The sequence below is a fragment of the Bifidobacterium asteroides genome, from assembly GCF_048001765.1.
GTDB lineage: Bacteria > Actinomycetota > Actinomycetes > Actinomycetales > Bifidobacteriaceae > Bombiscardovia > Bombiscardovia asteroides_K.
On the sequence record NZ_CP181447.1, the window covers coordinates 873,220 to 897,559 of the forward strand.

Consider the following 24,340-nt stretch of genomic DNA (forward strand, 5'->3'; position numbering starts at 1 on the left):
AGAGGGCTGGAATCCTGCGGGGTCCCGGCCCTTATGTTCCTGTCCGTTTAAGCCTTGGCAGGTCGATCAGTCGCGCCTGGCCAAGGCCTCTGCTTTACAGGAGAACCGTTTCTATGGCCGTTCTGCAACAAAGGATGAGTAAACTGCCCAATATGAGCGAAACAACCAAACATCCGTCGGAGCGGATTCTGCCGGAGAGACCGGTCTCGGATCTCCCCGCCAAGGACAAGTCCGGGCCGCTGGTCGAGCTGGCCCACGTCGAGAAGCATTTTGGGAGCCTGCATGTCCTCAAGGACATCAACCTGCAGGTCGAAACCGGCGAAGTGCTGGTGGTGGTCGGACCCTCAGGCTCCGGTAAGTCAACCATGTGCCGGACCATCAATCGCCTGGAGTCCATCGACTCCGGTGTCATCAGGATCGAGGGGGAGCCTCTGCCCCAGGAGGGACGCGACCTGGCTCGGCTCCGGGCCGAGGTGGGCATGGTCTTCCAGTCATTCAACCTGTTCGCCAACAAGACCATTTTGGAGAACATGACCCTGGCACCCATCAAGGTGCGCCACATGGCCAAAAAAGAGGCCGAGGACCTGGCCATGGACCTCTTGGCCCGTGTGGGTGTGGAATCGCAGGCCTCCAAGATGCCCTCCCAGCTCTCAGGCGGTCAGCAGCAGCGAGTGGCCATAGCCCGCGCCCTGGCCATGCAGCCCAAGGTCATGCTCTTTGACGAGCCCACATCTGCGCTGGACCCGGAGATGGTCAACGAAGTGCTGGACGTCATGATCCAGCTGGCCCAGGAGGGCATGACCATGATCTGCGTGACCCATGAGATGGGTTTTGCCCGTCAGGCCGCCGACCATATCGTCTTCATGGCCGATGGGCGCATCCTGGAGAAGGACGACCCTGACGACTTCTTCGACCATCCCAAGACCCAGCGGGCCGCTGACTTCCTGTCCAAGATTCTGACCCACTGAAGCAGGAGGGAAGCATATCCGCATGAATGCAAGCATGCATGGCATGGGTCAGCCGCTGAAACGGCTGGCCAGGAATCTGACCGCAATCCTGTGCGCTCTGGGTTGCCTGGTCTCTTTGGCGGCCTGTGGCTCCGACAAGGAGGCAGGCAAGATCCGCGTGGGCATCAAGTTCGACCAGCCTGGTCTGGGCTTCAAGAAGGCCGGGACCTATGTGGGCTTCGACGTGGATGTGGCCACCTACATCGCCGACAAGCTGGGTTACAGCCCTGACGACATCGTCTGGAAGGAGGCGCCCTCCAAGCAGCGTGAGGCCATGCTCCAGAACGGTGACGTGGACATGATCCTGGCCTCATACTCAATAACTGACGAACGCAAGCGGGCTGTCTCCTTCGCTGGACCATACATCGTGGCCGGCCAGGACCTGCTGGTGCGCAAGGAGGACCATCATATCCGCGGCCCCGAGGACCTCAACGGCAAGAGGCTTTGCTCGGTGACCGGATCCACCTCAGCCGTCACCGTCAAGAAACGGTTCGCCAAGGAGGTCCAGTTGATGGAGCAGCCCGGCTATGCCGAATGCGCCACCGCCCTCTTCTCCGGCATCGTCGATGCGGTCACCACTGACGACATCATCCTGGCCGGTCTGGCCTCCGCCTCCCGTGGAAGGCTGCGGCTGGTCGGTAAGCCCTTCACCCAGGAGTACTACGGCGTGGGCATCAAGAAGGGCAATACCAAGCTGGCCCACAAAATCAATGCGGCTCTGGCTGACATGGAAGCCAACGGCTCCTGGCAGCGGGCGCTGGAGAACAACACCCGGGGCACCCACTACAAACCCGACCCGCGCTACAACCCGCCCAAGCCCAAGGAAGGGGAGTGAGATGTCAACCATCATCGAACTGTTTTCCGACTATGACATCCCGGCAGCCTTCTGGGTCAACATCCAGCTGACCCTCTGGTCGGCCCTCTTCTCACTGATTCTGGGCATCATCCTGGTGATTATGCGCATCTCGCCCATCTCCTCCCTGCGGGCCGTCGGCCGCGGGTACGTGGAGTTCTTCCAGAACATGCCTTTGACCATCATCATGGTCTTCATGGTCCTGGGTGCCTTCGCCCAGCTCAAGATCAGCTTCTCGCCGGAATTCTCCGTCAACTTCTTCTGGCTGGCGGTGACGGGCCTGTCCCTGTATACGGCGGCCTTCGTCTGCGAGTCCCTGCGATCGGGCATCAACACGGTGCCTCTGGGCCAGGCTGAGGCGGCCCGTGCCCTGGGCCTGAGCTTCTTCCAGTCGGCTTCGCAGATCATTCTGCCCCAGGCCTTCCGCGGTTCGGTGGCGCCCCTGGGCAACACCTTCATCGCTCTGCTGAAGAACTCCACCGTGGCTGCAGCAGCCTCAGTGGCCTCCGAGAGCTCCTCCCTGATGAGCGAGATGATCGAGTTCCACGCCAACGCCATCGTGGCCATCTTCCTGATTTTCGCCCTGGGATACGTGGTCCTGGTTCTGCCCATCGGGGCTTTGACCACGTACCTGTCCAACAAGCTGGCAGTGAGGAGGTGAGCAGCCATGGCACAGGACAATGAGAGCTCGCTGCTCTTCGATCAGCCCGGTCCCAAGGGTCGGCGCACCATACGAATAGTCAACTGGATAGCTGCCGTCATCTTCGCCATCGTGGTCATCCTGGTGCTGATGAGGCTGCACAACCCTCCGGAGGGTGAGAACCAGCTGAGCTGGGAGCTCTGGCGCCCGGCCCTGGACTACGAAGCCTGGTCGGACTTCTACCTGCCCGGGCTCTGGCTGACCATCAAGGCCTCGGTTGTTGCCGTGATAGGCTCGGTCATCTTCGGATTCGTCTTCGGCATCGGCCGTCTGCTGCCCAACGGGCTGGTAAGGGCAGTCTCGGGCGTCATAGTGGAGTTCTGCAGGGCCGTCCCGGTGCTGATGATGATGATCTTCTTCTGGCGTTGGTTCGCCTTTGCTGGAGTCAGCCAGGCCTCCTATTGGGCCGTCGTGCTGGGTCTGATCCTCTACAATGGCTCCGTGGTGGCTGAGCTCATCCGTTCGGGCGTGGGTAATCTGCCCAACGGCCAGCGTGAGGCCTCTCTGGCTCTGGGGCTGACCAGGACCCAGTCGCTGATACAGATCGAGGTTCCCCAGGCTGTCTATGCCATGTTGCCGGCGGCAGTAACCCAGCTGGTTGTGGTCCTCAAGGACACGGCTCTGGGCTCCATCATCATGTACACGGATCTGTTGCAGGAGTCCCGTCGTCTGGGCTCCATGTACTTCAACATCCTGCAGACCCTGGTGGTGGCCTCGGTGGTCTACTTCTTCGTCTGCTTCCTGCTGTCCCACTTCGCCCGCTGGCTGCCCAAGAAGATGCAGGAGCGCACCGCCGCCCCCGCCGACTTCGTGGAGCCGGCCGCGCCAGTGGCCATTATGGACCCCTCCAATGTCAATCAGATAGCCGTGGCCAAGGAGGTGGACGAGGATCGGTACGGAGGTGCACCGCGGCAGTACCACGCCCACCACCGTGGATCCAATGCCTCCATCCAGCACTGGAAGAAGACCCGCTATATCCAGGGCTATGACAGGACCCAGCCCGACACGCTGGTCGATCCTCGCAAGGGGATGGAGATTCCGGAATTCCTCAAGCCCGGGCGTGGCAGCCGCTCCAGCAGTGGTCAAAAAGCCGAAGGCGGAAATAGGAAAGGCGAGAAGAAGGAAGGCAGGAGTAATAGGGAACGCAAGGAAAAGGACTGACCGGTCCCCAGCCCCTGTAGCTTGCTTGGATGGCCCATGATCCGCAGCCAATCTCCGGCCGGACTTGTGTGCCTGGCCGGATAGACTGGTGGACATGGTCCAAGAACATGCTGATTCCCCAACCGCCTCAACCGACCAGCCTCCATCCCTGGGCGACCTGGTCCCCGAGGCGGGAGGCCCGCGCAACCTGACCGAGGATCAGATCTACGACCGCTTCTTCTCCTGGGTGGCTTCCCGAGGCATTACACCCTGGCAGCATCAGGAGGAGGCCGTCCTCTCCCTGGTTTCAGGCGACCATGTGATTCTGTCGACACCGACCGGCTCGGGCAAGTCCATGGTGGCCCTGGCCATGCACTTCATTGCCCTGTGCACTGGACGGCGCTCCTACTACACGGCCCCCATCAAGGCCCTGGTATCCGAGAAGTTCTTCGACCTGGTCTCGGTTCTGGGCCGCGACCGGGTGGGCATGATCACCGGCGACACCCACATCAACACGGATGCCCCGGTCATCTGCTGCACGGCCGAGATCCTGGCCAACCAGGCCTTGAGGGAGGGCAGGCATGCCGACATCGGTTGCGTGGCCATGGATGAGTTCCACTATTACGGGGATCCGGATCGAGGTTGGGCCTGGCAGGTACCCCTGCTGACCCTGCCCGATGTGCAGTTCCTGCTCATGTCGGCCACCCTGGGCGACGTGGATCAAATCGCCCAGGACCTCGAACGCAAAACCGGGGTGGGGGTGGATATCGTGGCCGATGCCCCCCGACCGGTGCCACTGGATTATCGCTACGTGGACACCCCCTTGCCTAACACTGTGGAGTCATTGCTGGCCGATGGGGATTCGCCCGTCTACATCGTTCATTTCTCCCAGGATGCCGCCCTGGAGACGGCCCAGGCCCTGTCCAGCACGGGGGTCTCCGACCGGGGGCAGCGGGACCGGATCAAGGAGGCCATGGCCGGCACACGCTTCACAACGGCCTTCGGCAGGATTCTGCAGCGGCTGCTGCGCACCGGGGTCGGGGTCCACCATGCGGGCATGCTGCCTCGATACCGGCGCTTGGTGGAGCAGTTGGCCCAGGATGGCCTTCTGCCGGTCATCTGTGGTACGGACACACTGGGAGTCGGCATCAACGTGCCCATCCACACCGTCCTGCTGACCGGACTGACCAAGTTCGACGGCTACAAGATGCGTCGTCTGCGGGCAAGGGAATTCCATCAGATTGCGGGCAGGGCCGGACGCATGGGCTTCGATACCAGTGGCCTGGTCGTGGCCGAGGCGCCTGAATACGAGATAGAGAACGCCAGGGCCGTGGCCAAGGCGGGCAATGATCCCAAGAAGCTCAAGCGGATCAAACGCAAGAAGCCCCAGGAGGGGTTCGTCACCTGGGGCAAGGGGACCTTCGACAAGCTGATTGAGGCTCGTCCCGAGACCCTGACGCCGCACCTGAAGATCACCCACGCCATGGTCCTCAACGAGGTCGACCAGGGCGGAGATGCCAGGAGGCGGGTGGAGGACCTGATCGAGGACTCACGCCAGACCCCACAACAAAAGGAGCATCTGCAGGACCGGGCCGACGAAATCTTCCAGACCCTGACCGACACCGGGGTCATCGAGACCGAAAGGAACCCGGACGGCGGCCTGGACTACTTCACGACCGTGGACCTGCCCGAGGACTTCGCCCTGGATCAGCCACTTTCCCCCTTCCTGCTGGCTGCCCTGGAGCTGCTGGATCCCGAGGATTCTGATTACGACATGGATCTGCTCTCCATGGTCGAGGCCACCCTGGAGGACCCCCGGCAGATACTCAAGGCCCAGCAGCGGCAGGCCCGCGACGCTGCCATCCAGCAGATGAAGGAGGACGGCCTGGAGTACGAGGAACGGATGGAGCGACTCCAGGAGGTGACCTGGCACAAACCCCTGGAGGAGCTGCTGGGGGAGGCCTTCGACCGCTACCGTCGGGACGTTCCCTGGGCCAACGACTATGAGATCCATCCCAAGTCCGTGCTGCGGGACATGATCGAGACGGCCTCGGACTTCAACGGCTACATCGCCCGTTATGGAATATCCCGGTCGGAGGGGACGCTGCTGCGGTATCTATCCGATGCCTATCGGGCTCTAAGCCGGACGGTTCCCGAAGAGTTCATGGATGAGCGGCTGGAGGACATCCTAGCCTGGCTTGGTCTGATAGTCCGTTCGGTGGACTCCAGTCTGGTGGATGAGTGGGAGGCCGCAGGCAGGGCCGAAAATGGCGAGGTCGCAAGCGGTCTGGATGCCGCCCCGCCCAAGGTGGAAAACCAGGTGGTGGCGGACCGGCGGGGGCTGACCCTGCTGGTGCGCAACGCCATGTTCCAGCGGGTGGAGCTGGTGGCCGCTGACCGCCCGGAGGCCCTGGCCGACCTGGATGCGGACTGGGGCTATGGCCTGCGGGCCTGGAGCGACGCACTGGACGACCTCTACGAGGACCATGAGCAGATCCTGACCGATGCCCAGGCCAGGTCCTCGGACTTCCTCAGCCTGGATGACCGGGACGAGCGTCAGGGACACACCTGGCGGGTCCAACAGATCTTCGACGATGTTGAGGGGGAGCGCGACTGGGGAATCGCTGGCATCGTGGACCTGGACGCCACTCAAGACAGCGGCCAGGTGGTCTTCAAGGAATACCGGGTGGGTCCCATCGAGGAACTGATGGACCTCTAGAACCGGGGCCTTACAGGACTTTGGAGAGGAATGACTGCAGCCGGGGGCTCTGCGGGTGACCGAAGATCTGCTCGGGAGTGCCCTCCTCTTCGATGATTCCGGCGTCGGTGAAGATCACTCTGGAGGAGACCTCCCGGGCGAAGGCCATCTCGTGGGTGACCAGGATCATGGTCATGCCGCCCTCTGCCAGGGAGCGGATGACCTGGAGCACATCGCCCACCATCTCCGGATCCAGGGCCGAGGTGGCTTCGTCGAAGAGCATGATGTCCGGGTGCATGGCCAGTGCGCGGGCAATGGCCACACGTTGCTGCTGCCCGCCCGACAGATCCGTGGGTCGTGCGTCCGCCTTCTCTTGAAGTCCTACCGTCTCCAGCAGGTCCAGGGCCTGCTGCCGGGCATCCTCCTTGGGCGTCTTGTGCAGCATATGGGGGGCCAGCATGATGTTGTCGGCCACGCTCATGTTGGGGAAGAGGTTGAAGTGCTGAAAGACCATGCCCACATGCTCGCGCAGTTTGTCGATGTTGGTTTTTGGATCTGAAATGTCGATTCCATAGACGCTGATCGTGCCCGAAGTCGGCATCTCCAGGGCGTTGATGCAGCGCAGCAGGGTGGACTTGCCCGCTCCCGAGGGGCCGATGATGGAGATGACCTCGCCAGGCTTGACCTCCATGTCGATCCCCTTGAGGACCTCGGTGTCGCCGTAGCGCTTGTGCAGGTCGCGGATGGATACTGCCGCCTGGGATTCTCCACGGTTGCGGCGATTCTGGTTCTGACGGATGCGACGGGTCAGTCGTCCGGTGTCCATGTCCGGGTCCTCGAAGTTCATCGATGCAGCCTCCTATCGAGCATATTGGCCATCCAGGTCAGGGCGCTGATGGCGACGAAGTAGATGACGCCCACCATGAAGAGGGTTTCGGTCACGCGGAAGTTGGCCGCGTAGATTTGCTGGGCCTGGTAGAGCAGTTCGCCGAAGCCGATGGCCAGCAGCAGGGAGGAGTCCTTGAGCATGATGACCAGCTGGTTGATGATGGAGGGCGTGGCGATTCTGACGGCCTGAGGCAGGATGACCCGGCGCAGGGCCATGCGACGTGTCAGGCCCAGACTGCGTGCACCTTCCATCTGCCCGACGTCAACCGAATCGATGGCCCCGCGCACGATCTCGACCAGGTAGGCTCCGGAGTTCAGGGACAGGGTCAGCGCGCCGGCCAGCCAGATGCTGATGCGGTGGCCGATCAGCTGGGGGACGCCCAGGTAGAAGAAGAAGGCCCAGACCAGGACGGGTGTGCCCCTGAAGACCGCTACGTAGATCCGGGCAATCCAGGACAGGATTCGGTTGGGGCTGATTCTCCACAGTCCCAGGATGATGCCGATGGCCAGGGCGATGACGAATGATATGGCCGTGATAGCCAGGGTGTTGCGCAGGCCCAGCATCAGGGAGGGGAAGGCCTGGCGGACCAGTTCGAAGAATCCTGGCCGGGAGGCGGAGGCCTTTTTGTCGGAATTGCTGCTGCCAATGTAGGTATCGACCAGCTTTTTATAGCTGCCGTCGGCCTTCATCTTGGCCAGACCCTCGTTGAAGGCGGCCACAAACTCCTTGTTCTCGCCCTTGCGGACGGCTGCCCCGTAGGAGGCGCCAGGCTCCTTCTTGGTCACGGTCTTCAGCCCGTTGCCCTGGGCGATGCCGTAGGCCAGGACCGGATAGTCGTCAATGACTGCTTGTGCATTGCCGGACTTGACCATCTCGTACATGGTGGAGGACTGGTCCACCGCCTTGACGCTAAATCCGTACTGGTCTGCCCGCTGCCTGGCGAAGGCCTCGCCCTCGCTGCCGGTCTTGACGGCCACCACGCTGCCCCGCAAATCCTTGTAGCTGTGGATCTGGTCGTTGTCCTGGGCGATGGCCATCTGCACGCCGGAGTCGAAATAGGGGTCGGTGAAGTCGTAGACCTGCTTGCGCTGGTCGGTGATGGTCATACCGGCTATGACCACGTCGGCCTGCTGGGAGTTCAAGGCCTGCAGGGCGGCGTTGAAGCCCAGGGACTGGATCTGCACTGAGAAGCCCTCGATGTCGGCGATCTTGCGGATCAGATCCATGTCGATGCCGACCAGGTTCCCGGAGGAGTCCCTGAATTCGAAGGGGGCAAAGGTGGTGTCGGTGGCGACGCGGAAGGTGCGTCCGTGGGCCGCCTGCGCGGCGGGGGAGTCCTGGGCCGCCTGCGCCGGCGTGGCCAGGGGGGCGACGATCAGGGCTGAGAGCCCCAGGACCAAGGCGAGCAGGCCCATGGCCCACCTGCCTGGACCCGATGTCCATCCCTGGCGAACATGCTTGGCGATCACTGGCGATTCTCCTTATTGTTCCGACTGTGCCGGTCCCGGTTTTCCATGGGCCTACCTGAAGATATTCAGGCGGATGACCAGTAAACTGTACACACACCGTGTTTCTGAGGCCCAACTACGCGCTGGGCGATACGGCCATATGGGTTCCCAGTCTAGCGCGTTCGTCTTTCTATTTGCGGCAGGCTCGGGCTTATGCTGGTGAGGGCAGGGAGCCATAGGGGCCCCGAGGAATGAGGTATTGCAGATGGTTGATGATCTCTTCCAGGCGGCGGATCCCCCCGAGGAGCACACACTGCCTCTGGCGGTCAGGATGCGGCCCAGAAGCCTGGACGAGGTGGTCGGCCAGGACAAGGTCACGGCTCCCGGAACCCCCTTGGAGCGGCTGGCCCGGTCGGATCCGAACAACCGTCTGACGGCTCCCAGCTCGGTCATTCTTTTTGGTCCTCCCGGGGTGGGCAAGACCACCTTGGCCTATATCGTGGCCCGACAGTCAGGGCGGCATTTCGAGGAGCTTTCGGCCGTCACCTCGGGGGTCAAGGAAGTGCGGCAGGTTCTGGCCCAGGCTCGGGAGCGGCTGGTCAGCCAGGGGCAGGAGACGGTCCTTTTTATCGATGAGGTCCACCGCTTTTCCAAGTCCCAGCAGGATGCCCTACTGCCCAGCGTGGAGAACCGGGATGTGACTTTTATCGCAGCCACCACGGAGAATCCCAGCTTTTCGGTCATTGCGCCCCTGCTTTCCCGCTCGGTGGTGGTCAAGCTGGAGGCCCTGGACGACCAGGACCTGGCCAAGCTGGTTCGCAGGGCCGTCAAGGACCAGCGTGGGCTCAAGGACCAGGTACGGCTGGATCCCCAGGCCCTGGACCAGATTGTGCGTTTTGCCGGGGGTGACGCCCGCCGCGCCCTGACCATTCTGGAGGCTGCGGCCGGGGCCGTCACCGAGGACGGGCCTCGTGCCAAGGGGGCGCGTCGACCTCTGATCAATGCCAAGGTGGTCTCCTCGGTCATGGACGTGGCCGCCGTCCGTTACGACAAGAAAGGCGACGATCACTACGATGTGGCCTCGGCCTTCATCAAGTCCATGCGGGGTTCCGACGTGGATGCGGCCTTGCACTACCTGGCTCGGATGATTCGGGCCGGCGAGGACCCGCGCTTCATCGCCCGACGGATCATGATTGCCTCAGCCGAGGAGGTGGGCATGGCCTCTCCCGAGGTGCTGGAGATCACGGTCGCGGCTGCCCAGGCCGTGGCTATGGTGGGAATGCCGGAGGCCCGGCTGATCCTGGCTGAGGCGGTCATCGCCGTGGCCACAGCGCCCAAGTCCAATGCCTCCTACCTGGCCATCAACCAGGCCCTGGAGGACGTGGATGCCGGGCATATCGGCCAGGTTCCCCTGCATCTGAGAAACGCCCCCACCAAGCTGATGAAGGCCTGGGGCAACCATGAAGGCTATCAGTATGCCCACGATGCGCCGGACGCAGTGGCACCCCAGCAGTACATGCCGGACGAACTGGTCGGACGACGCTACTACCATCCCAACGATCGGGGCTATGAACGTAAGCTGGGCCCACGTCTGGAGGCCATCAGGGCCATCCTGGACAGGGCTGCCGGGGCGGAGGGAAACGCCGGGTCTGGGCAATGACCGTCCAGCCTCCTATACTGGGCACCCAATAGACGTTGAGCAGCCACACAATGACCGAAACGCCGCAGGGTTCAGACCTTCCATATTGACGGTCGCCATGCTCCCACAAGGAGCCTGTCGCTGTCGGCAGGTCTGGCATGGACGCATGGGGCATGCCTGCCTCATGCACGGGCGCGAGGGTGACGATGTCGACAGCGGTCATTGACAATGCAGACATATCCGAACAAACGAAGGGCCTCGGCGTGGCCGAGGACGACCTGGCGGTCCGCGAGATTACCCGGCGAGTAGACAATGCTCGCGAATCGGCTACTTTTTACAAGATCGTGGCCTTGGTGGCCGCGGGAATGCTCATGGACAGCATCGATGTCTATGTGGGCAGCGCAGTAGCCAGTTCGGCCTTGAGCACCGGATGGTCCACGGTCGCCCAGAATTCCCTCTTCCTGTCGGCTGGATTCCTGGGGCTCCTGGTGGGCTCGCTGCTGGCCGGTTTCATCGGAGATCTGCGGGGGCGTAAGACGGCCTATCAGATCAACCTGCTGCTCTTCGGCGGCTTTACCCTGCTGGGCGCCTTGGCACCGAACATGGCCATTCTCTCGGTCTGCCGTCTGGGGGCCGGTCTGGGGCTGGGCGCCGAGATTGTCACTGGTTTTTCCATGGTCAACGAATTCGCTCCCATCAAGCACCGGGGCCGTTGGAGCGCCATCGTCTCGCTGGTGGCCAACACCGGAGTGCCCCTGGCCATGCTCCTGTGTGCTTGGATCATTCCGCGCTGGTCCTGGCGGCCGCTCTTCGTGGGCATTGGTCTGGCGGCGGCGCTGATTTGGTACCTGCGGCGTGACATCCCCGAGTCCCCCCGCTGGCTGGCCCTGCACGGGCGGATGGACGAGGCCGTCCAGGTGGTCCAGCTTTTGGAGGCCGATAATGGTCAGGGAAAGTCTGACTCTGGCTCTGGCAGTGGTGACGCCCTCGCCGGAAAGAATGAGGGCGTTAAGGCATCTGCCAAGGCATCGGGTAGCGTGGTTCGCGGCCTTATTGTGGCCACTGTGGCTGTCTCGGCCACCAACGTCTGCTCCTATGCCTTCACATCCTGGGTGCCCACCATCCTGCTCAAGCGGGGCATAGATCTGAGCGGATCCCTGTGGATCAGCACGCTGATGATGCTGGGCGCCCCCCTGGGCTGCCTGATCGGATCCCTGCTTCTGGACCGGATCGGCCGCAAGCGGATCATCGTCACGGCCTTCCTGCTGACGGCGGTCTTCGGTCTGCTCTACGCTGCGCAGACCAGCCAGGTTACGGCCATTCTGGTGGGCATCCTGCTTATGGCCAGCCTTTACGTCCTCATGTCTTCGGTGGTGGCCGTCTATGCGCCTGAGCTCTTCCCGACCACGGTCCGCTTCCGCTGCGTGGGCATCGCCAATGCCGTAGCCAAGCTCTGCAACGTTCTCATGCCTGTGCTGATTGGGGCCATGCTCAGCCAGTGGGGGAGCACCTCAATCTTCGTCACCATCAGCCTGGTTGCTCTGGCCTCCATGCTGGTTGTGGGCCTGATGGGATGGGAGACTTCCGGCCGTTCGGTAGGCTGATGGGGGCTGACCCAGGGGCGTAAATAGCCTAAAATCAAAAGACCCGGCATGAGCCTGGTACCGTCGAGAGGCGGTCAAGGAATCGGCCAGGTCTTTTCTCGATGAGAGAGATCAGAGCTGGTTGGCCAGCAACCGGTTGTATACGCAGCGCAGTTCACTCTCAAAGGTCTCGGGGTCGATATCGGGATTCTGCTTGAACAGGTCGATCCACCAGTTGTTGACCAATCTGATTCTCTTGCGCGCGATGTCTGCGCCTGACCTGGTCAGTGCGATGATATTGACCCGGTGATCGGCGGGGTTCTGTTCACGGCTGACCAGTCCCTGGGCCTTCAAAGCCTTGAGATCCCGGGCCAGCAGACTGGGGTCTACACACAGGTCCCGGGCTATCTGGCGCTGGCTGAGGCCTGGATGGTCATAGAGGTATACAATCAGATCACCCTGGGTGCCTCGTAAGGTGGTTTCGCCTGTGTACCGGCTGGCATCGTTGCGTGCATGCCGGTAGATTCCGGCTATACAGCTGCTCAGGTTGTGGTAGTGGCTCTTCTTCAACATCGCTGCTGCCCCCTAGCTGGTAAGGAAGATCAAAGAGTTCGGCGGGCATGATTGACCGCATAGACCCCTTCGGCGCCGTTCCCCTTCCAGACCTGTTTCCGGCAACTCCCTAGCCTCGGCCTAGCACGGACGACGCATTTTCATCATATCAATACCGTCGACACCATAGGTATCGTCCACGATCCAGACATGGGCCAGGCAAGCATGATTTCTCTGGTACCGATCCTGTTCGAAGCCATTCATCGTCGATTATCCAAGGATTGTCTGCCTACTTCGGGCCTGTGCTTAGGCTGGTGGGCTAACAGGAATTGCCTTGTTGCTCTGCCAAGGAGGTCTGCATCTGGCAGGGCAGGGCCAGCCGAGGTCAGGGACTATCACCGTCATTGCTCCACGGTATGCTAAGATGTCCCCTTTCGCGACGAGATCTGGAAAGGATTGGCATGCGGGTACTGGATTTCGACGGCACCATCTACGATGGCGAGAGCCTGCTTGACTTCTACCTGTTCACTGCCCGCAAGGATCCGCGGGTGTTGCACTACCTGCCGATTGCCCTCTTCTATGCAGTCCGCTACCGCCTGGGTCGGGTCACCCTGGAGCAGCTGGATTCGGCCATGCGTCGGGTGGGCTCGCGTTACCTGCGTCGGTTGACCTCGCGTCCCGGCTTTGACATGGACCGACTGGTCAGCCAGTTCTGGGATGCCAACATGCACAAGATCATGGATTGGTACACCCCCCAGGCCGACGATGTGGTGGTGACCGCCTCCTTCGATTTAGTGGCGGGGGAGGCCTGCCGACGGCTTGGCATCACCCGCTGCATCGGCTCCACCTTGGATTTGGAATCCCTGACCGTGGGCTACCTCAACTTTGGACCTGACAAGCCTCTGCATTTTCAGCGGATCCTGGGTCAGGAGACGGCCATCGACGCCTTCTACACCGATTCGGCCTTCGACCTGCCCATGATCGATCTTGCCCGGCGGGCCTACCTGGTCGAGCATGGCAAGGTTCGCCGCATCAAATAGGCAGGCTGGTCACCACAGCTTTAATCAGTCAGTTCATGATTCGAAGGGAAAGGCCAATCCCCACTGGCGGCGCAGGGAGTCCATGAGCTCCATGATGCGCAGGGTGTCCTTGTGGGGCATCTGGGCGCACTCGCTCTTCCCGTCCAGGATGGCCTGTGCGGCGCCGGCCACCTCGTACTCGTAGCCGGTCAGCTGGTCGGGGATGGGGTAGCGCTTCCTCAATTTGTGGTCCCCGTCGTACAGGTCAATGGACTCCACGTTGTTGATGTTGGCGCACTGCAGGTAACCCCGGTCTCCCCAGATGCTGCCGGTCCGGTCGCTGTCCGAGACCATGGAGCTGGTCGCCGCGCCCATGGATCCATCCTTGTAGAGAATGGTCGTGGAGTTCTGGCTGTCCACGCCCTCCGGACTGCGGACCCAATCTGTGCAGACCCGCTCGATGGGCTTGGGCCCCATGACCATGTCGATGAAGTTGAGAGGGTAGACGCCAACGTCGAGCAGAGCGCCGCCGGCAAGGGCCGGATCGGTCATTCTGGCCTTGCCTACGGTCACGTAACCCAGGTTGGCGGTGACTGTCCTGACAGTGCCGATTTCCCCTGAGGAGATGATCTCGTCGATGATGGAGCGCGAGGGCATGTACCTGGTCCAGATGGCCTCGGTGCAGAGCAGGCCGGTGCTTTCGGACGTCTCAATGACCTGCCTGGCCTGATCGGCGTTGGCTGTGAAGGACTTCTCGACCAGCACGTTCTTTCCGGCCTTCATGCAGGCGATGGCCTGCTCGGCGTGGAGGCTGTGAGGCGTGGCGATGTAGACCAGATCCACTTGGGGATCATCCAGGAGCTCCTGGTAGGAGCCATAGGAATGCTGGAATCCATATTTTTTGGCGAAGGCGGCCGCGCGATCCCCATCCCTGGAGGCCACAGCATAGGGGGCCACCAGGTGGCTATACCGTTGATCCCCAGCCATCATCACCACCGTCTTGGCCAGGGCGTTGGCTATCCTTCCGGCACCGAGAATGGCGAAGTTGATCCGCATGCCCTTCTGCTCAGCCTCTTGCCGCTTGCCGTTCAATCTGCTCATCCTTGACTCCTTCGTTTGGATCGCCATCTGCGGTGATGGCCTCATACAATTCCTGCAGGGTTTCCTCAGCATGGTGGGCATCCAGCTGGCACTCCCAGACAGTGAAGACCCGCCAGCCCATGGCTTTCAGCTTTTTGCGCTGCTCCTGATCCCGCAGACGGTTCCTCGTCAGCTTTGTGGTCCAAAACTCCACATTGGATTTGGGAAGGGAGAATTTGGCACACCCCTCATGCATATGCCAGAAACAGCCATTGACGAATACCATGGCCCGCCACTTGGGCAGAACCACATCAGGATGGCCCGGGTACCTCTTGTCGTTCTTGCGAAACCGCAGACCGCGCGAAAAGAGGTAGGACCGGACCTGGCGCTCTATTGATGTTTCCGTGCCCCTGATTCGGGACATGGTGTAGCTGCGTGTGCCGGGCTGGAATCTGCTGGATGTCTTTTTCGAAACCATCCCCGGCCCGGCTCAGAGGACTTCGACGCTGTTGATGAAGACCGGCTCCAGGGGACGGTCGCCCGAGTCGGTGGCCACGGCATCCAGCTTGTCGACCACCTTCCGGGAATCCTCGTCGGTAACCTGGCCGAAGATGGTGTGGTGCCCGTTCAACCAAGGGGTGGGCACGGTGGTTATGAAGAACTGAGATCCGTTGGTGCCGTGGGTCTTCCCGGTGGCGGGGTCCCGGCGTAGCCCCGCATTGGCCATGGCCAGCTTGTAGGGTTCCTCAAAGGTCAGGGAGGGATCGATCTCATCATCGAACTCGTAACCGGGACCGCCTGTGCCGGTACCCAGCGGGCAGCCGCCCTGGATCATGAAGTCCTTGATGATCCGGTGGAAGGTCAGCCCGTCATAGAAGGGATCCTGACGCTTCTGGCCCGTCTCGGGGTCGGTCCAGTCCTTGCGGCCGGCGGCCAGATCCAGGAAGTTGGCTACGGTTTCGGGGGCCTGATCGTCAAAGAGGTCCAGGCGGATGTCGCCTTCTGAGGTATGCATGATGACTGTGCTCATGTCCCCAATCCTTTCATAAGACGGCGACGCGAACCGAGGACCCGAAGGGCATCAGGGCCAGGCGGGCCATCTTGAAGGCCTGCAGGCCGAATGGTATGCCCACCACGGTCAGCATGGTGACCAGACCGGCCGCCAGATAGGCCAGAGCCAGCCACCAGCCGCCAAGGATGATCCAGAGCAGGTTGGCCAGCCAGGATCCCAGCCCGCCTCCATAGATGACCTGCCTGCCGAAGGGGGTCAGGGTGAGTCTGGCCATCTTGAAGGCCTGGACGCCTAGGGGGATGCCCACCACAGTCAGGCAGAGCACGATGCCCACCAGTGTCCAGGCCAGTGCGATGGCCAGTCCTCCCAGCAGCAGCCAGCAGATGTTGCCGATCAGGCGCATGTAGGTCCTTCCGTCAGGGTGGCGGTGACGGCCTCGGAGCAGGCGGTCACTTTCTCGATGATTGTGGTCAGTCGTTTCTGCCGTTGTTCGGGGGCCAGTTCCTGGTCCAGGGCATCAATCAATCGCATACCGGATTGGACAATGCCTCGCGTCACCTCCACGCCCATGGCCGGATCCGCTGGTCGCAGGGCTGTCCAAGCCTGGATCAGCGGCTTGTTGACCTGCCGGTGGAAGTCCAGCAGAGCCTGGACCTGCCGGCCTGTGGACCGATCGCTCCTTGTGGTGCTCTCATGGGGATTCGAGGTGCTCCCGTAGATCAGGGCCTGACGTAGCTGTTCGTCGTGCTGCTCGGCGTAGAGGTTCATCAGCCAACCGTGTCCGTGCAGTCCGGCCTGCTCCAGATTGGTGCGGGTCCAAATCTCGACTGTTCGGCGCGGGTCTTCTGCCTTGCCCAGGGCTTGGTCCAGGGCACGACCCCAGTCAGGCAGGTGTCGCTCCATGACCATGTCGCAGAGCTGATCGGCGTCCCGGGCGTAGCGGTAGAGGGAATTCCGTGCCAGATTGGCTCGTCGGGCCACCTCGGCCATGGTCAGCTGGTCGCGTCCGCCGGTGCGCAGGATGGCCTCGGCGGACGCGATGATCCGGTCCAGGGTTTTGGCTCGGTGCTCCTGGAGCGTGGATTCGCGAATCCTGGGCATGGTCCTCCTTGGTCTGGCCAGCCGGGTGCTGCGGTTGTGAATCGGGTTCAGCCGGTCTTGGGGCATATGATATGGCCTATTTGCAGCAGAGCCAAGCCGCCAAGGCCTCTTTAGCCTGCGGCTTGTCCGCGCTGAGTGAACTTGCCAGACAGGTTTTCGCGACGTATAGTCGCAAAAAATCGCAGACCATGGTGAGGGGAGATCTGATGACCGGATCGGCAAGCATAGACGTGAAGAAAAGCCGTCAGAAAGGCAGCCAGGAGTCTCCGGAGGCGGCACCGCCCTGGCGTGCACTCTGGGTGCTGGCCCTGGGTCTGGCCATGATTGTGCTGGATTCGTCCATCGTCAACGTCTCCATTCCTTCCATCATCGCTGCCATCCACATCAACCTGGCTCAAGCCCAGTGGGTGACCGCTCTCTACAGCATCGTCCTGGCGGCCCTGCTCCTGCCTTCCGGTCGGTTGGGGGACATGATCGGGCGCAAGCGGATTCTGCAGGTGGGCACGGTCATCTTCGTGCTGGGATCCGTCTTCGCCGCATCGGCATCCTCCGGTACATTGCTGCTTCTGGCGCGGCTTGTTCAGGGAATCGGCGGCGCCCTGGTCATGCCATCCACCCTCTCCACCGTGTCCGCAACCTTCCGGGGTCGTCACCGGGCTACTGCATTCGGCATCTGGGGGGCCGTCATGTCCTCCGCTGCGGCGGTCGGCCCCTTCCTGGGCGGGGTCTTCACCAGCACCATCGGATGGCGGTGGATCTTCCTGGTCAATCTGCCCTTGGGGCTGATTGTTCTTGTGGCCAGTGCATTTTTTGTGCCCGAAACCAAGTCAGCGCCCGGGCAGACTGGCAACCGCTGGGGGATGCTTGCCGACTGGAAGGGCATACTTCTTTCGGCCCTGGGATCGGCCCTGGTGGTCTTTGCGCTGATCGAGGGGCAGACCTACGGCTGGTGGCGTCCCCGTGCTGCACTTGAACTGGGCCCCCTGCACTGGTCTGCATCGGCAGCCCTGTCGCCGGTTCCGGTGAGTCTGATCCTGGGATTGGCCCTGCTGGCCGCCTTCGCGCTGATCGAGCTGGCCAGGGCGCGCAGGGGCAAGATGGTCATCCAGGACGTGTCCATGTTCGCCATTGGCACCTTCGGCTGGGGCAATCTCACGGCCGCCATTGTCAACGCCGGTCAGTTCGCGGTCATGTTCATCCTGCCTCTCTACCTGATCAACGCCAGGGGCCTGAGCCCCCTGGGGGCCGGATCCATCCTGGGTGTCATGGCCCTGGGGTCAGTTGTTTCGGGCGGTCTGGCCCGGGTGGTCTCAGCCCGTCTGGGAGCCGGCGGCACGGTTCAGACGGGCCTGCTGATGGAGATTGTCGGCGTGGCCCTGTCCATTCTGCTCATGCGTGGGTCGGTACCGGTCTGGCCCATGACCCTGACTCTTATCATTTACGGTGCCGGTCTGGGCTTTGCCTCGGCACAGCTGACCAGCCTGGTGCTCTCCGGCGTTCCGGTGGCCCAGTCCGGCCAGGCTTCGGCCACCCAGTCCACCATCCGCCAGTGGGGGACCGCCTTGGGCGCTGCAGTCTCAGGTTCTGCCCTCTCCCTGGCTCTGAGTCTGGTGCTGCCAAGGCATCTGACAGCACTCAAGGGAATTTCGGCGCAGATGGCCGATGGCCTGGTCAGATCTGTCCAGTCTTCAGCCGGAAACGCCATTGTCGGCATGCGGGCCCAGGGCACCCGGGGCCGGCTGGGAGTCCTAGGGCCTCAGGTGACCAACGCCCTGACCGAGGGGTTTACCCAAGGCGCCCAGTGGGCCATGGGCTTTGCAGTCCTGCTGCTTTTCCTGGGATTGGTCGCCTCGGTACTGGTGCGTCGGGCCGCGCGTAAGGCTGGTGCCGATAAGGTCTGACGCGTCCGCAATCCCGTCTTCTCCGTATCGCTCCCTATCCGGGACTGTCTGCCCGTGGGCCGGCCCTGACACGGTTTAGAATCATGGGTATGGGCATACAAGAGGAACAGCCGCGGCGGGATGGCGATCTGCTGGTGGCTCTGGCTCAGATCGACACCTGTGTGGGCGATCTTGACGGCAACGCCGACATTATTATGGACTACTCCCGAAAGGCGGCTGAGCAGGGGGCGACCCTGGTGGTCTTTCCCGAGATGAGCCTGACAGGTTACCCAATCGAGGACCTGGCATTCCGGGCCAGCTTCCGTCGGGCCGCCTGGTCTCGGGCCGACCGTCTGGCCAGGGAGCTGGAGGAGCAGGGTCTGGGCCATCTCTATGTGATCGTGGGAACCGTCGGCACCGACACGGATCAGGACAGGCCCCGCAACCGGCTGGTGGTCCTGCATCAGGGTCGGGTCGAGGCTGGCTACGACAAGCACTTCCTGCCCAACTACGGTGTCTTTGACGAGTACAGGATCTTTACCCCGGGGGATAGGACTGTGGTCCTGGAGGTGCAGGGGCACCGGATAGGGCTGGCCATCTGCGAGGATATCTGGCAGGATGGCGATCCCATCAGCGACCTGGCTGACCGGAACATCGACCTCCTGGTAACCATCAACGGCTCCCCATTCGAGGAGGGCAAGGGGCACGTCCGTTACGAGCTGGCGACTCGTCGGGCCAAGCAGGTCGGCGCGCCTCTGCTCTATCTGAACCAGGTGGGCGGTCAAGACGATCTGGTCTTTGACGGAGGCAGTTTTGTGGTGGACCAGGATGGCACCCTACTGGAGCGCTCGCCAAGGTTCGTCCAGGATCTGTCCACTTGGACCCTGCCTGCACCAGGGGAGCGGCCTCTGCCCAGTGAACCCTGCATGGCTGAAGAGATGCCTGGGGATGAGGAGGTCTATCGGGCCTGCGTGCTGGGTTTAAAGGACTACATGGCCAAGAACCGTTTCACGGGCGTCTGCCTGGGGCTGTCAGGCGGGATCGACTCGGCCCTGGTGGCCACCATGGCCGCCGATGCCTGCGGAGGGGAGCACGTGCGCGGCATCTCCATGCCCAGCCGCTACTCCTCGGAGGGCTCCCGGGATGATGCAGCCGACCTGGCCCAGCGTCTGGGCGTGCGTTACGTGGTGCAAGCCATAGGCCCTGAATTCGACGCCTTCCAAGGGCAGTTGCATCTGGAAGGGGTGGCTGAAGAGAATCTGCAGGCCCGGATACGCGGCGTCATCGTCATGGCCTACGCCAATGCCGAGGGGCTTCTGGCGCTGGCCACAGGCAACAAGTCCGAGCTGGCCTGCGGCTATTCAACTATCTATGGCGATGCGGTCGGTGGCTATGCGCCCATCAAGGATCTGCTTAAGACCAGGGTCTGGCAGCTGGCCCGCTGGCGCAATGCCCAGGCCCAGGCGCGGGGCGAACGTGAGCCCATCCCGGTCAACTCCATCGTCAAGCCACCCTCGGCCGAGTTGCGTGAAGGGCAGAAGGACTCTGATTCCCTGCCGGACTACAACCTGCTCGACAAGGTCCTGGAGGCGTACATCGAGCATGCGCATGGTCGGGCCGACCTTCTGGCCGACGGCTTCGACCCCGACACGGTCGACACGGTCATGCGGCTGGTGGATCGGGCAGAGTGGAAGCGGCGTCAGTACCCGCTGGGGCCCAAGGTCACCTCTCTGGCCTTCGGCCGTGACCGTCGGCTGCCCGTCACCAACGCCTTCAGGGAGTGATCACCATGGGTCTCCAAGAGGAGCAAACGGCCTGGTACTTCAACACCGTCACCGGCAGGCCTGAACAGGGCAAGCTGTCACCACAGGACAGGCGGATGGGCCCCTACCACAGCAGGCAGGAGGCTCTCGATGCCTGGAAGATCGCCAAGCGCAGGAACAAGGAATGGGATGAAGAAGACCGCCGTTGGCGGCAGGCCTGGGAGGGAGACCCCGGGCAGGGACAGTCGTCAGCTGACAGATGAAGCTCTTGCTGGATCGCCCTCTATCTTTGGCGACCTGTTGGTCGTACAGTCAGGGCGGTTCGGGACTCAGGCGGTGTGCCGGGCGACCTCGCAAGATATGGGCGTGGCGCCCATTGCGAGTCTGCTCGCAGTGTGATATAGCTCACGTCGCGATTCGGTTTCCCGTGGTAGTGCGCACCCTATACTTGAAAGTGACAGTGGTGTGAGGAAGCGCCATTGACCATATCAACAAGGAGTTGACTATGACAGCAGTTGAGACCAATACCGTCTCTCCCGCAGAGCTGCAAGCCAAGGCTTGGAAGGGCTTCAAGGGCGAGGACTGGAAGAAAGACATCGACGTTCGCGACTTCATTCAAAAGAACTACACTCCGTACACCGGTGATGAATCCTTCCTGGCGCCGGCTACGGAGAAGACCAAGTTCCTGTGGAACTACCTGGATGACAATTTCCTTGCCGTAGAGCGCAAGCAGCGCGTCTACGACGTGGACACCCACACTCCGGCGGGCATTGACGCCTTCCCGGCCGGATACATCGACGGCAAGCCTGCCGGCGAGACCCAAGACGACGTGATCGTCGGCATGCAGACCGACGTTCCCTGCAAGCGCGCGATGATGCCCTACGGCGGCTGGCGCATGGTTGAGCAGGCCCTCAAGGAGGCCGGCAAGGAGCCCGACCCCGAGGTCAAGAAGATCTTCACCCGGTATCGCAAGACCCACAATGATGGCGTCTTCGACGTTTACACCAAGAGGATCAAGCTGGCCCGCCACAACAAGATTCTGACCGGTCTGCCCGATGCCTACGGCCGTGGCCGTATCATTGGCGATTACCGTCGTGTGGCCCTCTACGGCATCGACGAGCTGATTGCCCGCAAGAAGGCCGACAAGGATTCGATTCCTTACCGCAACGACTTCACCGAGGAAGAGATCGAACACTGGATTCGCTTCCGCGAGGAGCACGCCGAGCAGATCAAGGCTCTGAAGCAGCTGCTGACCCTGGGCAAGGAGTACGGCCTGGATCTGAGCCGTCCTGCCATGAACGCCAAGGAAGCTGTCCAGTGGACCTATATGGCCTACCTGGCCTCGGTCAAGAGCCAGGACGGCGCCGCCATGTCCATCGGCCGTCTGTCTGCCTTCTTCGACGTCTACTTCGAGCGTGATCTGGCCGCTGGCCTGATCGACGAGACCGATGCCCAGGAGATCATCGACAACATCGTGATGAAGCTGCGCATCGTGCGCTTCCTGCGGACCAAGGACTACGACAACATCTTCTCGGGCGACCCCTACTGGGCCACCTGGTCCGACGCTGGTTTCGGCGACGACGGCAGGCCCATGGTCACCAAGACCTCCTTCCGTCTGCTGGCTACTCTGACCCTGGAGCACCTTGGACCCGGCCCCGAGCCCAACATCACCATCTTCTGGGATCCGAAGCTGCCTGAGGGCTACAAGCGCTTCTGCGCCCGTATCTCCATCGACACCTCCGCCATCCAGTACGAGTCCGACAAGGACATTCGCGCCCACTGGGGCGATGACGCTGCCATCGCCTGCTGCGTGTCCCCCATGAGGGTCGGTAAGCAGATGCAGTTCTTCGGCGCCCGTGTCAACTCCGCCAAGGCCCTGCTCTACGCTATGAACGGCGGCCGTGACGAGATGACCGGTATGCAGGTCATCGACAAGGACGTAATCAAGCCTGTCACCCCCAAGGAAGACGGTTCTCTGGACTTCCAGGAGGTCAAGGACAACTACGAGAAGGCCCTGGAGTGGCTGAGCGAGACCTACGTCGAGGCTCTGAACATCATCCACTACATGCACGATAAATACGACTACGAGTCCATTGAGATGGCCCTGCACGACAAGGAGGTCTACCGCACCCTGGGTTGCGGCATGTCCGGCCTGTCCATCGCCGCTGACTCCCTGTCGGCTATCAAGTACGCCAAGGTCTACCCGATCTACAACAAGGATGCCAAGGGCACCCCTGAGTATGTCGAGGGCGCTGACGACGACCTGATCGTCAACTACAAGACCGTTGGCGAGTTCCCGATCTACGGCAACGATGATGATCGCGCCGACGACCTGGCCAAGTGGACCGTGTCCACCGTCATGGGCCAGATCAAGCGCCTGCCCGTCTACCGTGGCGCTGTGCCGACCCAGTCCATCCTGACCATCACCTCCAACGTGGAGTATGGCAAGAACACCGGGTCCTTCCCCTCCGGCCACAAGAAGGGCACCCCGTATGCTCCCGGTGCAAACCCCGAGAACGGCATGGATTCGCACGGCATGCTGCCTTCGATGTTCTCCGTGGGCAAGATCGACTACGACGATGCTCTGGACGGCATTTCGCTGACCAACACGATCACCCCTGACGGCCTGGGCCGTGACGAGGATGAGCGCATCAACAACCTGGTGGGCATCCTGGATGCCGGCAACGGCCATGGGCTCTACCACGCCAACATCAACGTCCTGCGCAAGGAGCAGCTGGAGGATGCTGTCGAGCACCCCGAGAAGTACCCGCACCTGACCGTGCGTGTCTCGGGCTACGCCGTCAACTTCGTCAAGCTGACGCGCGAGCAGCAGCTCGACGTGATCTCCCGCACCTTCCACCAGGGCGCGGTGACCGACTGATCGCCCTTGTGGCGATAGCCAACCGTCTATGAGACGGTGAATCATGGGGCGGGGCGCACCAAGGCCCCGCCCCCTTTTCGTCTTTTTCAGGAGGATCCGATGACGGAGACCACCACCTTCCATACCACACAGCCGCACATGCTCAAGGAATCCAAGGTCTACCAGAGCCAGACCCTGATGGGCGGCCTTTCGGGGTTCGAATCGCCTATTGGACTGGACCGGCACGACCGCATGAATGCCCTGCGCACGGGCGACATCGGATTTGTTCACTCCTGGGACATCAACACCTCAGTGGACGGACCGGGCACAAGGATGACCGTCTTCATGAGCGGATGCCCCCTGCGCTGCCAGTACTGCCAGAATCCTGACACCTGGAAGATGCGCGACGGCCAGCCCGTCTACCTGCAGGCCATGATCGACAAGGTGGCCCGCTACCAGGACCTCTTCAAGAGCACGGGCGGAGGAATCACCTTCAGCGGCGGTGAGTCCATGATGCAGGCAGCCTTTGTCTCACGCGTCTTTCGCGCTGCCAAGGAGATGGGCGTCCACACATGCTTGGACACATCAGGTTTCCTCAATCGCAACTACACCGATGCCATGATTGACGATATCGACCTGTGCCTGCTGGATGTCAAATCCGGCGACGAGGCCACCTACAAGAAGGTGACCGGTGGTACGCTGGCCCCCACAATCGAATTCGGCAAGCGTCTGGCTGCCCGCGGCAGCAAGATCTGGGTTCGCTTCGTGCTGGTGCCGGGGCTGACCGACTCCGAGGAGAACGTCGAGAATGTGGCTCGGGTGTGCGAACAGTTCAAGGATGCCATCGAGCACATTGATGTGCTTCCCTTCCATCAGCTTGGACGGCCCAAGTGGCATGAGCTGCGCATTCCCTACCCGCTGGAGGATGCCAAAGGCCCTTCCGCGGCCCTGAAGGATCGGGTCAAGAAGCAGCTGGAGGCCCATGGCTTCGTGGTCTACTGAGGCGCAGAACTAGTTTGGTTCCCGGGTAGCCCAGGAACAATCAGAATAATTTTCTTATGACTCCCCACGGCTAACACCGTGGGGAGTTTTGTCTGCTTGTGTGAAGGCCAGCCG

Annotated in this window: 21 protein-coding genes; 13 read left to right on the forward strand and 8 right to left on the reverse strand. The window is 62.0% G+C overall.

What is annotated here, in order from left to right:
- Positions 1-152: 152 nt before the first annotated feature.
- The 5 genes from ACNAOV_RS03270 (at position 153) to ACNAOV_RS03290 (ending at position 6,419) form a co-directional block, all read left to right on the forward strand.
- Complete coding sequence (locus ACNAOV_RS03270) at positions 153-968, forward strand: amino acid ABC transporter ATP-binding protein (RefSeq protein WP_416517943.1); 816 nt, start codon at positions 153-155, stop codon at positions 966-968.
- A gap of 43 nt (positions 969-1,011) precedes the next feature.
- Entirely contained in the window at positions 1,012-1,842 is an 831-nt protein-coding gene (locus ACNAOV_RS03275; protein WP_198218323.1) for a glutamate ABC transporter substrate-binding protein, read from the forward strand.
- A 1-nt stretch (position 1,843) separates the two neighbouring features.
- Positions 1,844-2,521 (forward strand): amino acid ABC transporter permease, encoded by a 678-nt coding sequence (locus tag ACNAOV_RS03280; RefSeq protein WP_416517944.1) that lies wholly within the window; start codon positions 1,844-1,846, stop codon positions 2,519-2,521.
- 6 nt (positions 2,522-2,527) lie between these two features.
- Positions 2,528-3,721 carry an amino acid ABC transporter permease gene (locus ACNAOV_RS03285; protein ID WP_416517945.1) on the forward strand — a complete coding sequence of 398 codons (1,194 nt, stop codon included), beginning with the start codon at positions 2,528-2,530 and terminating at the stop codon, positions 3,719-3,721.
- 94 nt (positions 3,722-3,815) lie between these two features.
- Positions 3,816-6,419 (forward strand): DEAD/DEAH box helicase, encoded by a 2,604-nt coding sequence (locus ACNAOV_RS03290; RefSeq protein ID WP_416517946.1) that lies wholly within the window; start codon positions 3,816-3,818, stop codon positions 6,417-6,419.
- 10 nt (positions 6,420-6,429) lie between these two features.
- Here ACNAOV_RS03290 and ACNAOV_RS03295 read toward each other — a convergent pair whose 3' ends face one another.
- Both ACNAOV_RS03295 and ACNAOV_RS03300 read right to left on the reverse strand, forming a co-directional pair.
- Positions 6,430-7,245, reverse strand: coding sequence for an amino acid ABC transporter ATP-binding protein (locus tag ACNAOV_RS03295; protein ID WP_416517947.1), 816 nt, complete (start codon positions 7,243-7,245; stop codon positions 6,430-6,432).
- Positions 7,242-8,756, reverse strand: a complete 1,515-nt coding sequence (locus ACNAOV_RS03300) for an amino acid ABC transporter substrate-binding protein/permease (RefSeq protein ID WP_416517948.1) — start codon at positions 8,754-8,756, stop codon at positions 7,242-7,244. The genes ACNAOV_RS03295 and ACNAOV_RS03300 overlap by 4 nt, the downstream gene beginning before the upstream one ends.
- Before the next feature lie 244 nt (positions 8,757-9,000).
- Here ACNAOV_RS03300 and ACNAOV_RS03305 point away from each other — a divergent pair, with 244 nt between their 5' ends.
- Together ACNAOV_RS03305 and ACNAOV_RS03310 are read left to right on the forward strand one after the other, a co-directional pair.
- On the forward strand, positions 9,001-10,395 hold the full coding sequence (locus tag ACNAOV_RS03305; protein WP_416517949.1) for a replication-associated recombination protein A: 1,395 nt from the start codon (positions 9,001-9,003) through the stop codon (positions 10,393-10,395).
- Between the two features lie 185 nt (positions 10,396-10,580).
- The gene (locus tag ACNAOV_RS03310) at positions 10,581-11,978 is read left to right on the forward strand and encodes an MFS transporter (protein WP_416517950.1); all 1,398 of its coding nucleotides are present in this window, start codon (positions 10,581-10,583) and stop codon (positions 11,976-11,978) included.
- 111 nt (positions 11,979-12,089) lie between these two features.
- On the opposite strand, the gene ACNAOV_RS03315 is transcribed toward ACNAOV_RS03310, so the two are convergent.
- Positions 12,090-12,530, reverse strand: a complete 441-nt coding sequence (locus ACNAOV_RS03315; RefSeq protein ID WP_416517951.1) for a MarR family winged helix-turn-helix transcriptional regulator — start codon at positions 12,528-12,530, stop codon at positions 12,090-12,092.
- Between the two features lie 440 nt (positions 12,531-12,970).
- On the opposite strand from ACNAOV_RS03315, the gene ACNAOV_RS03320 reads away from it, so the two are divergent.
- Entirely contained in the window at positions 12,971-13,549 is a 579-nt protein-coding gene (locus ACNAOV_RS03320) for a haloacid dehalogenase-like hydrolase (RefSeq protein ID WP_416517952.1), read from the forward strand.
- Positions 13,550-13,582: 33 nt separating this feature from the next.
- On the opposite strand, the gene ACNAOV_RS03325 is transcribed toward ACNAOV_RS03320, so the two are convergent.
- The 5 genes from ACNAOV_RS03325 to ACNAOV_RS03345 are packed head-to-tail and all read right to left on the reverse strand — an operon-like array spanning position 13,583 to position 16,721.
- Positions 13,583-14,629, reverse strand: a complete 1,047-nt coding sequence (locus ACNAOV_RS03325) for a Gfo/Idh/MocA family protein (protein WP_416517953.1) — start codon at positions 14,627-14,629, stop codon at positions 13,583-13,585.
- Complete coding sequence (locus ACNAOV_RS03330) at positions 14,595-15,086, reverse strand: very short patch repair endonuclease (RefSeq protein WP_416517954.1); 492 nt, start codon at positions 15,084-15,086, stop codon at positions 14,595-14,597. Before ACNAOV_RS03330 ends, ACNAOV_RS03325 begins: the two co-directional genes overlap by 35 nt.
- 12 nt (positions 15,087-15,098) lie before the next feature.
- Positions 15,099-15,638, reverse strand: a complete 540-nt coding sequence (locus tag ACNAOV_RS03335; RefSeq protein WP_416517955.1) for a peptidylprolyl isomerase — start codon at positions 15,636-15,638, stop codon at positions 15,099-15,101.
- Between the two features lie 13 nt (positions 15,639-15,651).
- A complete protein-coding gene (locus tag ACNAOV_RS03340) occupies positions 15,652-16,023 on the reverse strand; it encodes a YccF domain-containing protein (protein ID WP_015021694.1) in 372 nt (123 codons plus the stop codon).
- Entirely contained in the window at positions 16,014-16,721 is a 708-nt protein-coding gene (locus ACNAOV_RS03345; RefSeq protein WP_416517956.1) for a TetR/AcrR family transcriptional regulator, read from the reverse strand. The genes ACNAOV_RS03340 and ACNAOV_RS03345 overlap by 10 nt, the downstream gene beginning before the upstream one ends.
- A 206-nt stretch (positions 16,722-16,927) precedes the next feature.
- On the opposite strand from ACNAOV_RS03345, the gene ACNAOV_RS03350 reads away from it, so the two are divergent.
- From ACNAOV_RS03350 to pflA, 5 genes are all read left to right on the forward strand, one after another.
- Positions 16,928-18,622: an MFS transporter gene (locus tag ACNAOV_RS03350; protein ID WP_416517957.1), complete on the forward strand. Its 1,695-nt coding sequence runs from the start codon at positions 16,928-16,930 to the stop codon at positions 18,620-18,622.
- Between the two features lie 83 nt (positions 18,623-18,705).
- Positions 18,706-20,385, forward strand: coding sequence for an NAD+ synthase (locus tag ACNAOV_RS03355; RefSeq protein ID WP_416517958.1), 1,680 nt, complete (start codon positions 18,706-18,708; stop codon positions 20,383-20,385).
- Positions 20,386-20,390: 5 nt separating this feature from the next.
- Positions 20,391-20,627: a hypothetical protein gene (locus ACNAOV_RS03360; protein ID WP_416517959.1), complete on the forward strand. Its 237-nt coding sequence runs from the start codon at positions 20,391-20,393 to the stop codon at positions 20,625-20,627.
- Between the two features lie 242 nt (positions 20,628-20,869).
- A complete protein-coding gene (pflB, locus tag ACNAOV_RS03365) occupies positions 20,870-23,245 on the forward strand; it encodes a formate C-acetyltransferase (protein WP_024627933.1) in 2,376 nt (791 codons plus the stop codon).
- A gap of 99 nt (positions 23,246-23,344) precedes the next feature.
- A complete protein-coding gene (gene pflA, locus ACNAOV_RS03370; RefSeq protein ID WP_015021700.1) occupies positions 23,345-24,226 on the forward strand; it encodes a pyruvate formate-lyase-activating protein in 882 nt (293 codons plus the stop codon).
- The last annotated feature ends 114 nt before the right edge of the window (positions 24,227-24,340 follow it).

Coding starts and splice junctions, on each gene's coding strand:
- ACNAOV_RS03270 (WP_416517943.1), top strand. CDS start 153: ATGAGCGAAACAACCAAACATCCGTCGGAGCGGATTCTGCCGGAGAGA.
- ACNAOV_RS03275 (WP_198218323.1), top strand. CDS start 1,012: ATGGGTCAGCCGCTGAAACGGCTGGCCAGGAATCTGACCGCAATCCTG.
- ACNAOV_RS03280 (WP_416517944.1), top strand. CDS start 1,844: ATGTCAACCATCATCGAACTGTTTTCCGACTATGACATCCCGGCAGCC.
- ACNAOV_RS03285 (WP_416517945.1), top strand. CDS start 2,528: ATGGCACAGGACAATGAGAGCTCGCTGCTCTTCGATCAGCCCGGTCCC.
- ACNAOV_RS03290 (WP_416517946.1), top strand. CDS start 3,816: ATGGTCCAAGAACATGCTGATTCCCCAACCGCCTCAACCGACCAGCCT.
- ACNAOV_RS03295 (WP_416517947.1), bottom strand. CDS start 7,245: ATGAACTTCGAGGACCCGGACATGGACACCGGACGACTGACCCGTCGC.
- ACNAOV_RS03305 (WP_416517949.1), top strand. CDS start 9,001: ATGGTTGATGATCTCTTCCAGGCGGCGGATCCCCCCGAGGAGCACACA.
- ACNAOV_RS03310 (WP_416517950.1), top strand. CDS start 10,581: ATGTCGACAGCGGTCATTGACAATGCAGACATATCCGAACAAACGAAG.
- ACNAOV_RS03315 (WP_416517951.1), bottom strand. CDS start 12,530: ATGTTGAAGAAGAGCCACTACCACAACCTGAGCAGCTGTATAGCCGGA.
- ACNAOV_RS03320 (WP_416517952.1), top strand. CDS start 12,971: ATGCGGGTACTGGATTTCGACGGCACCATCTACGATGGCGAGAGCCTG.
- ACNAOV_RS03325 (WP_416517953.1), bottom strand. CDS start 14,629: ATGAGCAGATTGAACGGCAAGCGGCAAGAGGCTGAGCAGAAGGGCATG.
- ACNAOV_RS03330 (WP_416517954.1), bottom strand. CDS start 15,086: ATGGTTTCGAAAAAGACATCCAGCAGATTCCAGCCCGGCACACGCAGC.
- ACNAOV_RS03335 (WP_416517955.1), bottom strand. CDS start 15,638: ATGAGCACAGTCATCATGCATACCTCAGAAGGCGACATCCGCCTGGAC.
- ACNAOV_RS03340 (WP_015021694.1), bottom strand. CDS start 16,023: ATGCGCCTGATCGGCAACATCTGCTGGCTGCTGCTGGGAGGACTGGCC.
- ACNAOV_RS03345 (WP_416517956.1), bottom strand. CDS start 16,721: ATGCCCAGGATTCGCGAATCCACGCTCCAGGAGCACCGAGCCAAAACC.
- ACNAOV_RS03350 (WP_416517957.1), top strand. CDS start 16,928: ATGACCGGATCGGCAAGCATAGACGTGAAGAAAAGCCGTCAGAAAGGC.
- ACNAOV_RS03355 (WP_416517958.1), top strand. CDS start 18,706: ATGGGTATGGGCATACAAGAGGAACAGCCGCGGCGGGATGGCGATCTG.
- ACNAOV_RS03360 (WP_416517959.1), top strand. CDS start 20,391: ATGGGTCTCCAAGAGGAGCAAACGGCCTGGTACTTCAACACCGTCACC.
- pflB (WP_024627933.1), top strand. CDS start 20,870: ATGACAGCAGTTGAGACCAATACCGTCTCTCCCGCAGAGCTGCAAGCC.
- pflA (WP_015021700.1), top strand. CDS start 23,345: ATGACGGAGACCACCACCTTCCATACCACACAGCCGCACATGCTCAAG.